The 13,392-nt window shown below is 71.6% G+C and carries 12 protein-coding genes; 9 read left to right on the forward strand and 3 right to left on the reverse strand.

Going from position 1 to position 13,392, the window contains the following annotated elements; all coding sequences use genetic code 11:
• Nucleotides 1–11 precede the first annotated feature (11 nt).
• Nucleotides 12–977, forward strand: coding sequence for a DUF3068 domain-containing protein (locus ACTMTF_RS20075; protein WP_441112042.1), 966 nt, complete (start codon nt 12–14; stop codon nt 975–977).
• Here the strand turns inward: ACTMTF_RS20075 and ACTMTF_RS20080 are convergent.
• Entirely contained in the window at nt 918–1,658 is a 741-nt protein-coding gene (locus ACTMTF_RS20080; RefSeq protein WP_397008670.1) for a class I SAM-dependent methyltransferase, read from the reverse strand. The genes ACTMTF_RS20075 and ACTMTF_RS20080 overlap by 60 nt on opposite strands.
• Nucleotides 1,659–1,686: 28 nt before the next feature.
• On the opposite strand from ACTMTF_RS20080, the gene ACTMTF_RS20085 reads away from it, so the two are divergent.
• On the forward strand, nt 1,687–3,558 hold the full coding sequence (locus tag ACTMTF_RS20085; RefSeq protein WP_441112043.1) for a hypothetical protein: 1,872 nt from the start codon (nt 1,687–1,689) through the stop codon (nt 3,556–3,558).
• Here ACTMTF_RS20085 and ACTMTF_RS20090 read toward each other — a convergent pair.
• Nucleotides 3,495–4,742, reverse strand: coding sequence for an acyltransferase family protein (locus tag ACTMTF_RS20090; RefSeq protein WP_441112044.1), 1,248 nt, complete (start codon nt 4,740–4,742; stop codon nt 3,495–3,497). The genes ACTMTF_RS20085 and ACTMTF_RS20090 overlap by 64 nt on opposite strands.
• Before the next feature lie 109 nt (nt 4,743–4,851).
• Between ACTMTF_RS20090 and ACTMTF_RS20095 the strand changes: the two genes are divergently transcribed.
• From ACTMTF_RS20095 to ACTMTF_RS20115, 5 genes are all read left to right on the forward strand, one after another.
• Nucleotides 4,852–5,763, forward strand: coding sequence for a DUF3068 domain-containing protein (locus tag ACTMTF_RS20095; protein ID WP_397008676.1), 912 nt, complete (start codon nt 4,852–4,854; stop codon nt 5,761–5,763).
• Nucleotides 5,760–6,665 carry a decaprenyl-phosphate phosphoribosyltransferase gene (locus ACTMTF_RS20100; protein WP_441112045.1) on the forward strand — a complete coding sequence of 302 codons (906 nt, stop codon included), beginning with the start codon at nt 5,760–5,762 and terminating at the stop codon, nt 6,663–6,665. The genes ACTMTF_RS20095 and ACTMTF_RS20100 overlap by 4 nt, the downstream gene beginning before the upstream one ends.
• A complete protein-coding gene (locus tag ACTMTF_RS20105; RefSeq protein WP_441112046.1) occupies nt 6,662–7,963 on the forward strand; it encodes an FAD-binding protein in 1,302 nt (433 codons plus the stop codon). The genes ACTMTF_RS20100 and ACTMTF_RS20105 overlap by 4 nt, the downstream gene beginning before the upstream one ends.
• Nucleotides 7,960–8,703, forward strand: coding sequence for an SDR family NAD(P)-dependent oxidoreductase (locus ACTMTF_RS20110; protein ID WP_441112047.1), 744 nt, complete (start codon nt 7,960–7,962; stop codon nt 8,701–8,703). Before ACTMTF_RS20105 ends, ACTMTF_RS20110 begins: the two co-directional genes overlap by 4 nt.
• 84 nt (nt 8,704–8,787) lie before the next feature.
• Complete coding sequence (locus ACTMTF_RS20115) at nt 8,788–9,894, forward strand: NAD(P)H-dependent flavin oxidoreductase (protein WP_397008684.1); 1,107 nt, start codon at nt 8,788–8,790, stop codon at nt 9,892–9,894.
• A gap of 5 nt (nt 9,895–9,899) precedes the next feature.
• Here ACTMTF_RS20115 and ACTMTF_RS20120 read toward each other — a convergent pair whose 3' ends face one another.
• The gene (locus tag ACTMTF_RS20120) at nt 9,900–10,709 is read right to left on the reverse strand and encodes a crotonase/enoyl-CoA hydratase family protein (RefSeq protein ID WP_441112048.1); all 810 of its coding nucleotides are present in this window, start codon (nt 10,707–10,709) and stop codon (nt 9,900–9,902) included.
• Between the two features lie 227 nt (nt 10,710–10,936).
• On the opposite strand from ACTMTF_RS20120, the gene ACTMTF_RS20125 reads away from it, so the two are divergent.
• A complete protein-coding gene (locus ACTMTF_RS20125; protein ID WP_441112049.1) occupies nt 10,937–12,487 on the forward strand; it encodes an acyl-CoA synthetase in 1,551 nt (516 codons plus the stop codon).
• Nucleotides 12,477–13,376: a Zn-ribbon domain-containing OB-fold protein gene (locus tag ACTMTF_RS20130; RefSeq protein WP_441112050.1), complete on the forward strand. Its 900-nt coding sequence runs from the start codon at nt 12,477–12,479 to the stop codon at nt 13,374–13,376. The genes ACTMTF_RS20125 and ACTMTF_RS20130 overlap by 11 nt, the downstream gene beginning before the upstream one ends.
• The last annotated feature ends 16 nt before the right edge of the window (nt 13,377–13,392 follow it).

The following is a 13,392-nucleotide window of genomic DNA, read 5'->3' on the forward strand; positions in this document are numbered from 1 at the left end:
ACAGACACGCCGTGAGAAAGCATCTGCCCCTGCTCCTGGCCGCCGTGGGAGCCTTCCTGATCACCCTTGTCCCGCTGCTGCGCCTGCATGTGTACGACCAGGTGCTCAAGGCGCCGCTGGAGCAGCAGAGCGTGACCAGATCGACGGCGGAGTCCGCGACCTACCTCGATCCGTCCACCATGAAGATCGTGGCAGGCCCGCTGGTCCTGACCCGGTGGCTGATCGGCGACGTGCTGGCGGGCACCGCCGAGCGGGCGGTGTGGGGCGAGTCCGTCTCCCTGACCACGGCCGAGGACCAGCGGCTGGACTACCACGAGCGGCGGCTGGCCTTCGACCGCCGCAGCGGCGCCATCGTCAACTGCTGCGGCGAGTACCTGGACGAGGACACCCGCGTCAAACAGACCGGGCAGGCCTTCCGCTGGCCGTTCCAGGCCGAGCGGCGCGACTACCCGCTGTTCGACCTGCGCCTGCGCAGGCCGGTGAGCGCCACGTTCGACGGCGTCGAGATGGTCGGCGAGGTCGAGACCTACCGCTACGTGCAGCGCACGCCACGGCAGCTCGTGCCCGGACACGAGGCGCCGTTGCCGCGCAGCCTGCTCGGCCTCAAGGGCAAGGGCTACGTGGGCGTGGCCCGGTACGCCGAGATCCGGCGCACGTTCTGGGTCGAACCGGTCAGCGGTCAGCCCATCAGGACCGAGGACCAGGTGACCGAGACGCTCAGCACGGCCGACGGGAGCGCCCGCCTGACCGGCCTGAACGCGGTCTTCCGCACGTCGGCGGGCGATGTCCTGACCGCGCTGGACACCGCGGCCTTCTACCGGCGCTGGATCCTGCTGGTGGACACGGTGGCGCCGGTGGGCGGCGGGCTGGTCGGCGGCGGCTGCGTGGTCGCCGCGATCTGGCTCGCGCGCCGGCGCTCACCTGCGGCGCAGGACCAGGAGCAGGTTCCAGGTGACCAGCTCGCGGAGGCCAGGTAGATGGACGACATGGCGGGCCCAGCGGGGATGGTAGCGGGGGACCGCGTCCAGGATCCGCACGTCCGGGTGGCGGCGCGCCCAGGCCAGCGGCTCGGCGACGCCGACGGCGTACATGCTCTCGCCGTAGACGTTCTTGGGCGGCCTGCCGTGCGTGCGCTCGTAGCGCCGGGCCGCCCGGTGGCCGCCCAGGTAGTGCCAGGGGGAGGTCTCGTGGCCGCCCCACGGCCCCAGCCAGATCGTGTACGACAGGTAGACGACCCCGCCCGGCCGGGTGACGCGGACCATCTCGTCCGCCATCCGCAGCGGATCCGGCACATGCTCCAGCACGTTGGACGAGAAGCACACGTCGACCGAGCCCGTGGCGAGCGGCAGGTCCAGCGCGCTGCCCAGCAGGGCGTCACGGGGCGGCTCGCCGTCGCGCAGCCGCATCTCCCCGGCGTCGCAGTCCACGCACACGGTCCGCGCGCCCGCAGCCCGCAGGGCGTCGGCGAAGTAACCGGGGCCGCCCCCGACGTCGACGACGGTGGCGCCCGCCAGCCCGGTGTACGTCGCCAGCTGCGCCACCGTGTCCGCGGCCAGCGTGCCGTAGAAGAAGTCGGGGTCGCTCTGCTCCAGACGGAACGCGCGCAGCAACCGGACAGATCTCTTGAGATCCGCCCGGAACGGTTCAGGGGTGTCCACGGCGCGGAGCTTACCGAAGGGCTAGGAGATGGCTGAGCCAGTGCAGATCAGGCTGCCCGCGCTGGGCAAGGGCCCGGTGACGGGCGTCGGCCTGCTGATCGTCCTGGTCTCACTGGCCTTCAAGGCCAGTGTGCTCAGCAAGGCCTACTTCGTCGAGGACGACTTCCTGTTCGTGGCGGGCGCGAGCGAGAGCGGCTTCACCTGGGACTACCTGACCAGGGTGCACAAGGGTCACCTCATGCCCGGCGCGCTCGCCCTGGTGTGGGTGCTCACCACGATCGCGCCGTACAGCTGGGCGCTGGTATCGGCGGTGACGATCGCGCTGCAGGCGGCGGCCTCGATCGTGTTCCTGGTGCTGCTGCGCCGCCTGTTCGGCGACCGGTTCGGGGTGCTCGCCGTGCTGGCCGTCTACGTCTTCGCGCCGCTCACCGTGCCCGCGATGAGCTGGTGGTCGGCCGCGCTCAACGCGGTGCCGCTCCAGCTCGCGCTGGTCGCGGCCCTGGCGGCGCACATCAGGTACGTGCGGACGGGCAAGGGTCGGTGGCACGGCCTGGCCTGGGCCGCGGTCGGGATGGCCTTCTCCACCAAGGGGGTGTTCATCCCCTTCGTGGTGCTCGGCTTCACCAGCGCCTACCTGGGCCGGGGGCTCTGGCCGCGCGCGATCCTGGCCGAGCTGCGCAGGCCCGTCTGGTGGGCGCACGGCCTGCTCCTGGCCGGATACGCCGTGCTCTACCTGCTGAGGCGCGGCACCGCCGGAGACGACGCGCTGACCGGGCCGAAGGCCGAGGTGGTGCCCGGCCTGGTCAGGCGGCTGCTGGGGGAGACCTTCCCCACGGGCGCGGTCGGCGGGCCGCTGCGGTGGGGCGGCGTCACCTCCACCGGCGGGCTTGCCGATCCGGCCACGGCCACGGTGATCGTGTCCTGGACGTTGATCGTCGCGCTGGCCCTGCTGACCTGCCTGTACCGCAGGCGGGCCTGGCGGGCGTGGGCGATCCTGGCGGCGTACGTCGTCGTGGCGGACACGGTGCCGACCGTGATCGCGCGGGCGACGCAGTGGGACCTGATCGGCGCGGAGACCCGGTACGTCGCCGACGCCGCGCTGATCTTCGCCCTGTGCCTGGCGTTCGCGGCGCTCCCGGTCGGCGGCGGTGCCGACAGCGGCGCTGACAGCCGTGCCGACAGCGGTGCCGACGGTGGTGCCGACGGTGGTTACGACGCCCGGCGCAGGCCGGTGCCCGGATGGCTGACGCCGGCCGCCGGGGTGCTGACCGCCGGGTTCCTGGCCGCCTCGCTGGTCTCGATCAACGCCTTCGGCGACACGCTCACCGGCGACCGGATCAGGCCCTACCTGCAGGCCGCGCGGGAGTCACTGGCCACGGCGGCGCCCGACGCCGACATCTACGCGCGGCCCGTGCCGGCGCACATCGTGCTGCCCTGGAACGGCGCGCGCCGGCTCACCTCCCATGTGCTGACACCACTGGCCGCCCCGCACCTCAGGCAGCGGATGCGCTTCCCCGCCCCGTCGGCCAGGCCGTACGTCTTCGACGACGCGGGCAAGCTCGTGCCCGTCGGGCAGGTGACCCCGTTCTTCGACGGCGTCAAAGGAGACAAGTGCTACCCGGCGGGCAAGTCGTTCCCCGTGGAGTCCCACGGCGATCCGAGCATGGTGGTGGCCCTCGCCTACTTCAGCCCGCGGCCGGTGCGGGTGGTGGTGGACCTGGGCGGCACGCAGCGGGCGGCCACCCTGCCCGCGACGTCCGAGCTGGGGGCGCTCTACTACGTTCCGCACGACGGGCCGGGCCAGGGGCTGCGCATCACCGCGGCCGGTGACCAGGGTCAGGGCTTCTGCCTCAAGGCAGTGGCCTTCGGCGAGCCGGGACCGGCTCCTCCGGCCCTGTGAGGGACGTAGCGGACCAGGCGCCTGGCGGGCTCTTCGAGGTAGCGATAGGTGAAATGGGACAGGAGCACGGTGAGGGCGGTGACGGCGGCCAGGTTGAGGAGCAGGTTGCCGCTCCACGGCTGCTGGCCGGTGAAGTCGTACCAGAGGTAGATGACCACGAACTGCCAGAGGAAGACGCCGTAGGAGATCTGGCCCAGATAACTCATCACCCGCCCGCCGAGGATCCGGCGCACCCGCGCCACCGGCTCCACGGCGGCGGGCGCGACGAGGCAGAAGGCGATCAGGGTGTAGAGCGCCTGCTCGTAGAACGCGGTCCAGATGCCGCCCAGCCCGACGAACCGCGGCCCGGTGACCGGAGTGGCGGCGATCGCGTACGCCATCCCGGCGATGAGCCACAGCGACCCCCAGGAGGACGCGAGGGCGACGCTCAGGCGGCGGGCCCGGCCCGGCCGTGCCCCGGCCCAGACGGTCAGCACCGCCAGCGCCATCCCCGGCACGAAGAACGTCCACGAGCGCGGCAGCCACACGTTCATCCACGGCCGGTAGTCCGGCCAGTACTCGAAGATCGTGTACACGTACGAGAGCGCGCCGAAGATCGCCAGCCCTAACAGCAGCCGCTTGGCGCGGGCGGCGACGTCCGGCCCGGCGCGCAGCGCGAAGGCCCGCAGCGCGGCCGCCATGAGTGGCAGCGTGAGGTAGAAGGTGAGCTCGACGGCGAGGCTCCACATCTGGCCGAGCCCCTTCGGGCCGAGGCCGAACCACCACGGGCTCAGGTCGTAGGTGTGCACCAGGAACAGCAACTGCGCCCAGGTCCACAGGTCGTCCCGGTGCGTGCCGCCCCACAGCGCCAGGGCCACGGCCACCACCAGCCAGTAGGCGGGGATGATCCGGAAGAACCGCTTCCACAGGTACCGGCGGACGTCCGGGGCCGGCGAGCCGGTCAGCAGGGCCGCCGCCCAGGGGCGGTAGAGCAGGAGGCCGGACAGCGTGAAGAAGATCGGCACGCCGATCTCGCCCCGCGACAGCACGGCACCCAGAAAGCCCGGCTGCAGCGCCGTGCCGGCCTCCATCGAGACGTGGAAGACGAGGACCGCGAAGGCCGCGATGGCGCGAACGCCGTCGAGAGAGGTCTGACGGCCGCCGGCGACCCGCCTCTCCGACAAAGTAGAACCTGTTTCGGTCACGTTTCCGCATCCCTGGTGACGATGGTCACTGGCGGCAATAACATACCGGTCAGTAGAAGTCCGTTTCAGTACCTTAAAAGGCATCCGTGCACCTGCACATGGAGGGTCCATGAACCGGGTCGTTGGAAGCGTTCTCATCGCCGTCGGGGCCTTTCTCATCGTGCTGGCCCCCTTGATGCGCTTCCAGGTGGCGCCGGCCCTCATCGCCGCCAAGGCGGACCAGTACGGGATCAGCAAGCTCCAGGCCACCGGCGCCCAGTACTTCAGCGCGCCGGACGGCAAGGTGCTGACGGCCGACCTCGACATCACCGTCACCACGCGCGGCGACGTCAAGGAGGCCGTCGGGGACCGGGTGGTGTGGGACGAGTTCACCTCGGTGAACGACGTCACCCACAGCAAGCCGGGCATCAGCTTCACCGAGCGGCGCAGCGCCTTCGACAAGCGCTCCGGTGTCGGGCTCAACTGCTGCGGAGTCAGCGTCGACAAGGAGCCGGTGCAGCTCCAGGGGCAGATCTACAAGTTCCCCTTCGACGTCGAGCAGCGGACCTACCAGGTCTTCAACGCCACGGCGGGCAAGGCCTTCGAGGCCAAGTTCGTCGCCGCGGAGAAGGTCAACGGCCTCGACGTGTACAAGTTCGAGCAGGTCGTGCCCGAGACCAAGACCGAGACCAGGAACGTGCCCGCCGCGCTCTTCGACATGGGCGAGTCCGGCGACGTGCAGCTCGACCGCTTCTACTCCGGTACGAACACCTACTGGATCGAGCCGCTCACCGGCGCGCCGGTCCGCCAGGAGCAGCGGCGCCACGAGGTGCTGAAGAGCCAGGACGGCATCGAGCGGGCCAAGGCGTTCGTCGCCGACGCCAAGATGACCGACGAGACCGTCGAGGAGCTGGTCGACAGCGCCGTGGCGGGTAAGAGCCAGATCACCCTGGTCAGGACCACCATCCCGCTCGTGCTGCTCATCGTGGGCGTGGTCGTTCTCGTCGTGGGCGGCTGGATGTTCCGGCGTAAGGTCGCATGAGCCAGGGCGGGACCGTGGCGCGGCCGCTTTCGGCGGCCGTGTCCATCCTGGGGCCCGTTCTCGGGCTGCTCAGGGCCGCCCGGCCGCGCCAGTGGCTGAAGAACGTGCTCGTCCTGGCCGCGCCGATGGCCGCCGGGGTGCTGGGCGAGCCCCGCAGCCTCCTGTCCGCACTGCTCGTCTTCGCCGCCTTCTGCCTGGCCGCGAGCGGGACGTACCTGCTGAACGACGCCTCCGACGTGGAGGCGGACCGGCTGCACCCGCGCAAGGCGGCGCGCGCCGTGGCCTCGGGAGCGGTCTCCGTCCGCCTGGCCAGGGTGACCGGGGTGGCCCTGATGCTCCTCGCGCCCGCGGTGGCCGCGCTCACCGGTGACTGGCGGTCGCCCGCGGTCGTGGCCGGCTACCTCGCGCTGACGTTGTCGTACACGCTGTGGCTGAAGCACCAGGAGGTCGTGGACCTGATCGCGGTCGCGGGCTGTCACGTGATCAGGGCGTTCGCGGGGGCCGTCGCCGTGGACGTGCCGGTGACCGGGTGGTTCCTCGTCGTGGTGTCCCTGGCGGCGCTGCAGCTGGTGGCGGGCAAGCGCGAGGCCGAGCTGCGCGCCCACGGCGACCGTGGGACGCGGGCCACGCTGGCCTCCTACAGCCCCGCATACCTGGCCCAGGTGCGGGTCATGTGCTCGGGTGCGCTGATCGTGACGTACTGCCTGTGGGCGCTCAACGCGCACGACGGCGTCTTCTACGCGCTCAGCATCGTCCCGTTCCTCCTGCTCGTGCTCAGGCACAACCTGCTGGTCGACCGGGGGATGGGCGAGGAGCCGGAGGAGCTCGCGGTGCGCGACCGGCCGCTGCTGCTGTTCGCCGCCGCCCAGGTCGTGCTCGTGGCGCTGGGCGTCCACCTGTGACCACGTTCCTCACCGGGTGGGGGCGCACCTCTCCCACCCCGGCCACGCTCGCCCGGCCCCGCGACCTCGGCGAGCTGGCGGAGCTGGTCGCCGCCGCGCCGCCGCGCGGCGTCGTGGCGCGCGGTCTCGGCCGGGCGTACGGCGACGCCGCGCAGAACTCCGGCGGCCTCGTCCTCGACTGCACGGGGCTCGACCGGTGGACCTTCGACGGCGGCCGGGTGACCGCCTCCGGCGGGGTGAGCCTGCACGAGCTGATGACGGCGCTGGTGCCACGCGGCTGGTTCGTCCCCGTCAGCCCCGGCACCCGGCACGTCACCGTAGGCGGCGCCATCGCGGCCGACGTGCACGGCAAGAACCACCACCGCGACTCCTCCTTCGGCGCCCACGTCCGCTCGCTCACCCTGGTGACCGCCGGCGGCACGGTGCGGACGCTGCGCCCCGTCGACCCGCTCTTCCAGGCCACCGTGGGCGGGATGGGGCTGACCGGGGTGATCGCCGAGGCGACGTTCGACTGCGTTCCCATCGCGAGCTCGCGGATGGTGGTGGACATCGAGCGGACCGCCGATCTGGACGAGACGATGGCGGCGATGGCGAGCGGCGACGACCGCCACCGCTACAGCGTCGCCTGGATCGACCTGCTCGCCCGGGGACGGCGGATCGGACGCAGCGTGCTGACCAGGGGCGATCACGACCCGCGAGGCGCGTCGGACTTCGCGCCGCGCTCGCTCGTGCGCGCCCCCGCCTGGGCGCCCGGCGGGCTGCTCAACGGGCTGAGCGTGCGCGCGTTCAACGAGGCCTGGTACCGCAGGGCCCCCCGGCGGGCGACCGTCGTGCAGGGCATCGCGCCGTTCTTCCACCCGCTCGACGCCGTCGAGGGCTGGAACCGGATGTACGGCCCCCGCGGCTTCGTGCAGTACCAGTTCGTGGTGCCGTTCGGGGCGGAGGAGACGCTGCGCCGCATCGTCGGGACGCTGTCGGCGCGCGGCACGGTGTCGTTCCTGACCGTGCTCAAGAGGTTCGGCCCCGGCTCCGGCGGGCTGCTGTCGTTCCCGCTGCCCGGCTGGACGCTGGCCCTGGACATCCCCGCCGGGCAGCGCGGGCTGGGCGGGCTGCTGCGCGGCTTCGACGAGCTCGTCGCGCACGCCGGCGGGCGGGTCTATCTTGCCAAGGACTCCCGGATGCGCTCCGACACGATGGCGGCGATGTACCCCTGGCTCCAGCGGTGGCGGCGGATCAGGGACGAGGCCGACCCCACCGGCCTGTTCCGCTCCGACCTGGCCAGGAGGCTCGGCTTGTGAAGAATGCCCTGGGCGCGGTGGACTCCGTGCTCCTGCTCGGCGGCCGTAGCGAGATCGGCCTGGAGATCGTCCGGCTGCTGGTGCGGCTCGGCGCGAGCCGGGTGGTGCTGGCCGTGCGCGGCGAGCCCGGCCCGGTCCCTTCGCTGCCCGGCGCCGAGGTGCACGTCGTGCCGTTCGACGCGCTGGACCCCGGCTCGCACCAGCAGGTCTTCGACGCGGCGGCGCGACGGGTGGGCGATCTCGACGTGGTGATCTCGGCGTTCGGCGTGCTCGGCTCGCAGGCCGCCTACGACGCCGATCCCGCCGCCGCGATGGCGGCCGTCGCGGTCAACTACGGCGCGCACATGTCCGTCGGCCTGCACGCGGCCAGGGTGCTGCGCGAGCAGGGCCACGGCACGCTCGTGGTGCTGTCCTCGGTCGCGGGCGCGCGGGTCCGCAAGGCCAACTTCGTGTACGGCTCCGCCAAGGCCGGGCTCGACGGGTTCGCGCAGGGGCTCGGCGACGCCCTGCACGGCTCGGGGGCCAGGGTGCTGATCGTGCGGCCGGGCTTCGTGATCGGCCGGATGACCAGAGGGCTCACGCCCGCGCCGCTGTCCTCGACGCCCCGGCAGGTGGCGGTCGCCACGGTGCGGGCGTTGCGGGACGGCTCGGCCGAGGTGTGGGTGCCGCGCGCACTGGGGCCGGCGTTCGGCGTGCTCCGGCTGCTGCCGCGCTCCGTCTGGCGCCGGATGCCGCGTTAGAACGCGTTCTATGAAGCGTACCGATCAAAGGTTCTAGAGTAGAACGCGTTGCAGTTTGCTGGGTCGGCGGCTTATCGTCAGGCCATGCGGACCCGTGCCACGGACATGTTCGGAATCGAGCTCCCGATCTTCGCCTTCAGCCACTGCCGCGACGTGGTCGCCGCGGTCAGCAGAGCCGGTGGGATGGGCGTGCTGGGCGCTCTCTACTTCACCCCCGAAGAGCTCGAAACGGAGCTCGCCTGGATCGACGACCACGTCGACGGCAAACCGTACGGCGTGGACGTCGTCATGCCCGCCTCCTACGAAGGCGCCGACTTCGCCCCCGAGGAACTCGTCGGCCGCCTGCAGGCGATGATCCCTGAGGGGCACCGTAAGTTCGTCGAGGACCTGCTGGCCGCCCACGGCGTCCCGCCCCTGTCCCAGGACGCCGACGCCGGACGGGTGCTGCTCGGCTGGACCGACGCGACCGCCCGCCCGCAGGTCGAGGTCGCTCTCCGGCACCCGATCGCGCTGCTGGCCAACGCCCTCGGCCCGCCGCCCGCCGACGTCGTCGACCTGGCCCACGCGCACGGCGTCAAGGTCGCCGCCCTCGCCTCCACCCCCCGCCACGCCCTCAAACAGGTGGAGGTGGGCGTGGACCTCGTGGTCGCGCAGGGCACCGAGGCGGGCGGGCACACCGGCGAGATCTCCACCATGGTCCTCATCCCCCAGGTCGTGGACGCGGTCGACGTCCCGGTGCTGGCGGCGGGCGGCATCGGCAACGGCCGCCAGATGGCCGCCGGGATGGCACTGGGCGCCGAGGGCGTCTGGACCGGCTCCCTCTGGCTGACCGTCGAGGAGGCCGACACCCCGGAGATGGCCAAACGCCGCATCCTGGAGGCCACCTCCCGCGACACGGTCCGCTCGAGAAGCTGGACCGGCAAGCCCGCCCGGCTCCTCAAGAACGAGTGGACGGACGCCTGGGAGGCCCAGGAGTCGCCGGGCACGCTGCCGATGCCCATGCAGTTCATGCTGGTCTCGGACGCCTTACGCCGCATCGGCCGCTCGGACGTCGCCGAACTGGCCACCTTCCCGGCAGGCCAGATCATCGGCATCACCAACCAGGTGCGCTCCACCAAGGACGTCGTCTACTCCCTGATCGAGGAGTACGCCCAAGCCCTCGAACGCCTGGACCGCATCACCGGCGACTGACGCTGTCAGTGGCCCTGGTAGGTCGGGGGGCGCTTTTCGCGGAAGGCGCGGGTGCCTTCCTTGGCGTCCTCCGAGCCGATGACGGGCCAGCCGAGGTCGTCCGAGACCTTGAGGGCCGCCGGCTCCGGCAGGCCCAGGGTGTCGCGGTAGGTGCGCAGGATGGCCTGGACGGCGAGGGGGCCGGAGGCGGCCACGTCGGCGGCCAGGCCGAGGGCTGCCGGCAGGGCCTGGCCGTCGGGGACGACGCGGTTGACCAGGCCCATCGACAGGGCTTCGGCGGCGGTGACGGCGCGGCCGGTCAGCAGGAGGTCCATGGCGTGGCAGTAGGGGATCTGCCGGGGCAGCCGCACGGCGCTGCCGCCCATCGGGAACAGCGCCCGCTTGGCCTCGAACAGGCCGAGCGTGGCCGACTCCGCCACGATCCGCAGGTCGGTGCCGACCAGGAGCTCGGTGCCGCCGGCCACGGCGTAGCCCTCCACCGCGCTGATGATCGGCTTGGTGGGCAGGTCCTCGCGCAGCAGGCCCTTCCAGTGGAAGTTGGCGATCTGGGCGGCGCGGGCCCGCACCTCGGGGTCCGCGGCGGGCTGCCCCATGGCCTTGAGGTCGGCGCCCGCGCAGAAGGTGCCCTCGGCGCCCGTCAGGACGGCGACCCTGACCTCCGGTTCCGCCGAGACGTACGCCCAGGCGCTCGCCAGGCCGATCAGCATGTCGGAGGAGAGCGCGTTGCGTGCCTCGGGCCGGTTCATGGTGACGATCACGACGTGGCCGTCGCGCTCGATCCGGCAGTGCGGGGTGCTGATGGGCAGAAGCTCCACAGAGGACCTCCGTGATCGAACGCTTGCCAGGTGATGATCCTAACCCGCGATCAACCGGTGTAGCCAAGCGCTTGCTCATGTCTGTGGGCCGGGTTACGCTGCCCGGGATAAACGAGAACCTGTTCTTGTTTATCCCACCTGAGTCGGCCGGGAGCCTTGTGGCGGACGGCGATGCATGATTCACTTCCGGCGGCTCGGGGCCTCGAACACCTGATGAAGGAGTTCCGATGGGCACGCTCGGTTTCTGGAGGCTGGCGCAGGCGAACCCGGAGTGGATCGCCGCCGTGGACCCGGACGGCACGGAGCATCGGGCCGGCGATCTCCTGGCCCGCTCGAACCGCCTGGTGCACGGCCTGCGTGAGCTGGGACTGCGTCCGGGCGACGGCATCTGCGCCCTGGCCCCCAACGGCGCCGACGGGCTGGTGCTCTACCTGGCCGCACTCCAGGCCGGGTGGTACTACACGCCGATCAACTGGCACCTGACCGGCCCGGAGATCGCCTACATCGTGGGGGACAGCGAGGCCAAGGCCTTCTTCGTGCACCCGAGGTACGCGGCCGAAGGAGCCCGGGGCGCAGAGGCCATCGCACCGGACCGCCGCTTCGCCGTACCGGATGGTGATTTTTCGGGGTTCAGGCCGATCAGTGAGCTCACCGACGGGCGGCCCGACACCGCGCCCGCCGACCGCACCGCCGGGGCGGCCATGCACTACACCTCCGGCACCACCGGCAAGCCCAAAGGCGTCAAGCGGGCGCTGAACGGCCTCGACCCGGACGACTCGGCCGAGCTGATGACCTTCCTGCTGGGCCTGTTCGGCATCACGCCGGGCCGGCCGAACGCGCACCTGGTCACCTCGCCCAACTACCACACGGCCGTGACCCAGTTCGGCGGCACCGCGCTGCACATGGGACACACCCTGGTCTACATGGACCGGTGGGACGCCGAGGAGATGCTCCGGCTCTGCGAGCGCCACCGGGTCACCAACTCGCACCTGGTCCCGACCCACTTCAAGCGCCTGCTGTCGCTGCCGGAGGAGACCCGCGCGCGGTACGACCTGTCCTCGCTCAGGTGGATGATCCACGCCGCCGCGCCCTGCCCGGTGCCGGTCAAGTGGGCCATGCTCGAATGGTGGGGCGACTGCCTGTACGAGTACTACGCGGCCACCGAGGGCGGCGGCACCCTGGCCACGCCCGAAGGCTGGAAGTCCCATCCGGGCACGGTCGGCAACGCCTGGCCGATCAGCGAGCTGCTCATCGTGGACGACGACGGCGAGCCGGTCCCGGCGGGCACCCCCGGCACGATCTACATGAAGATGATGGGCGCCACCTTCGAGTACAAGGGCGACCCGGCCAAGACCGCGGCGAACCGGCTCAAGGACCACTTCACCGTCGGCGACATCGGCTACCTGGACGAGGACGGGTTCCTGTTCCTGCTCGACCGTAAGGCCGACATGATCATCTCGGGCGGCGCGAACATCTACCCGGCCGAGATCGAGAACGAGATCATGATCCACCCCAAGGTCGCGGACGTGGCCGTGTTCGGCATCCCGGACGAGGAGTGGGGCGAGCAGATCAAGGCCGTCGTGGAGCCGGCCCTCGGCGCGCCGCCCGGCCCGGAGCTCGCCGCGGAGATCCTCGCCTCGCTGGAAGGGCGGCTGTCGAAGATGAAGTGGCCGCGGACGATCGACTTCATCGCGGAGATGCCCCGCGAACCCAACGGCAAGCTGCTCAAACGCAAGCTCCGGGCCCCCTACTGGGAAGGTCGTGACCGTGCCATCTGAAGGCGGGCTGAGCGCGGAGCACGTGCTGGAGTTCCCCGGCGGCTACACGCGCACGACCGGGCCGGTGATCGGCCGGTTCCTGACCGAGCTGCGGGGCGGGCGCATCGTGGGCGTGCGGACGGCCGGGGGCAGGGTGCTGGTGCCGCCCCTGGAGTACGATCCCGCCACCGGCGACGCGGTGACCGGCGAGTACGTCGAGGTGGGGCCGGCCGGGACGGTGCGGGCCTGGGCCTGGGTGGCCGAGCCGCGCCCCTCCCATCCGCTGGACCGGCCCTTCGCCTGGGCGCTGATCGAGCTGGACGGCGCCGACACCGCGCTGGTGCACGCGGTGGACGCGGGCAATCCCAAGGCGATCACCGCCGGGACCCGGGTGTGGCCGGTGTGGCGCGGCCAACGCACCGGCCACATAACCGATATTTCGTGTTTCGCCCCTGAAGTAACCACCATCGTGTCGCCTGTGCGGACCGTTTACCGGTTGCAGGCGGGCGGGGCGCTGCAGGTCTTCCTCGAAGGCGTCAGGCGCGGCGTCTTCGTGGGAGGCCGCTGCGGCGGCTGCGGCAAGGTGTACGTCCCCTACCGCCTCTCCTGCCCCGAATGCGGCATCCCCATGGCCGACCAGGTCGAACTGCCCGACACCGGCACCATCACCACCTTCGCGATCAACAACCTGCCCGACCCGCGCGCCCCCGAGGTGCCCTTCGTCTCGGCCTACATCCTGCTCGACGGCAGCGACGTGCCCATGATCAGCCTGGTGGGCGGCGTCCCGGCCCACGAGGTACGGCAGGGCATGCGGGTCCGGGCGGAGTGGGTGCCCGAGAGCGAGCGCACGCTGTCCATGGCGAACATCCGGTGGTTCGCACCCACCGGCGAGCCCGACCTGGAGCTGTGATGAGAGCTGTACTGCG

This window comes from Nonomuraea sp. ZG12, assembly GCF_052068115.1.
Lineage (GTDB): Bacteria > Actinomycetota > Actinomycetes > Streptosporangiales > Streptosporangiaceae > Nonomuraea.

What these genes read in the sequence shown, in the direction of transcription:
- ACTMTF_RS20095 (WP_397008676.1), top strand. Translation starts at nt 4,852, where the DNA reads ATGAACCGGGTCGTTGGAAGCGTTCTCATCGCCGTCGGGGCCTTTCTC.
- ACTMTF_RS20115 (WP_397008684.1), top strand. Translation starts at nt 8,788, where the DNA reads ATGCGGACCCGTGCCACGGACATGTTCGGAATCGAGCTCCCGATCTTC.
- ACTMTF_RS20125 (WP_441112049.1), top strand. Translation starts at nt 10,937, where the DNA reads ATGGGCACGCTCGGTTTCTGGAGGCTGGCGCAGGCGAACCCGGAGTGG.
- ACTMTF_RS20085 (WP_441112043.1), top strand. Translation starts at nt 1,687, where the DNA reads ATGGCTGAGCCAGTGCAGATCAGGCTGCCCGCGCTGGGCAAGGGCCCG.
- ACTMTF_RS20100 (WP_441112045.1), top strand. Translation starts at nt 5,760, where the DNA reads ATGAGCCAGGGCGGGACCGTGGCGCGGCCGCTTTCGGCGGCCGTGTCC.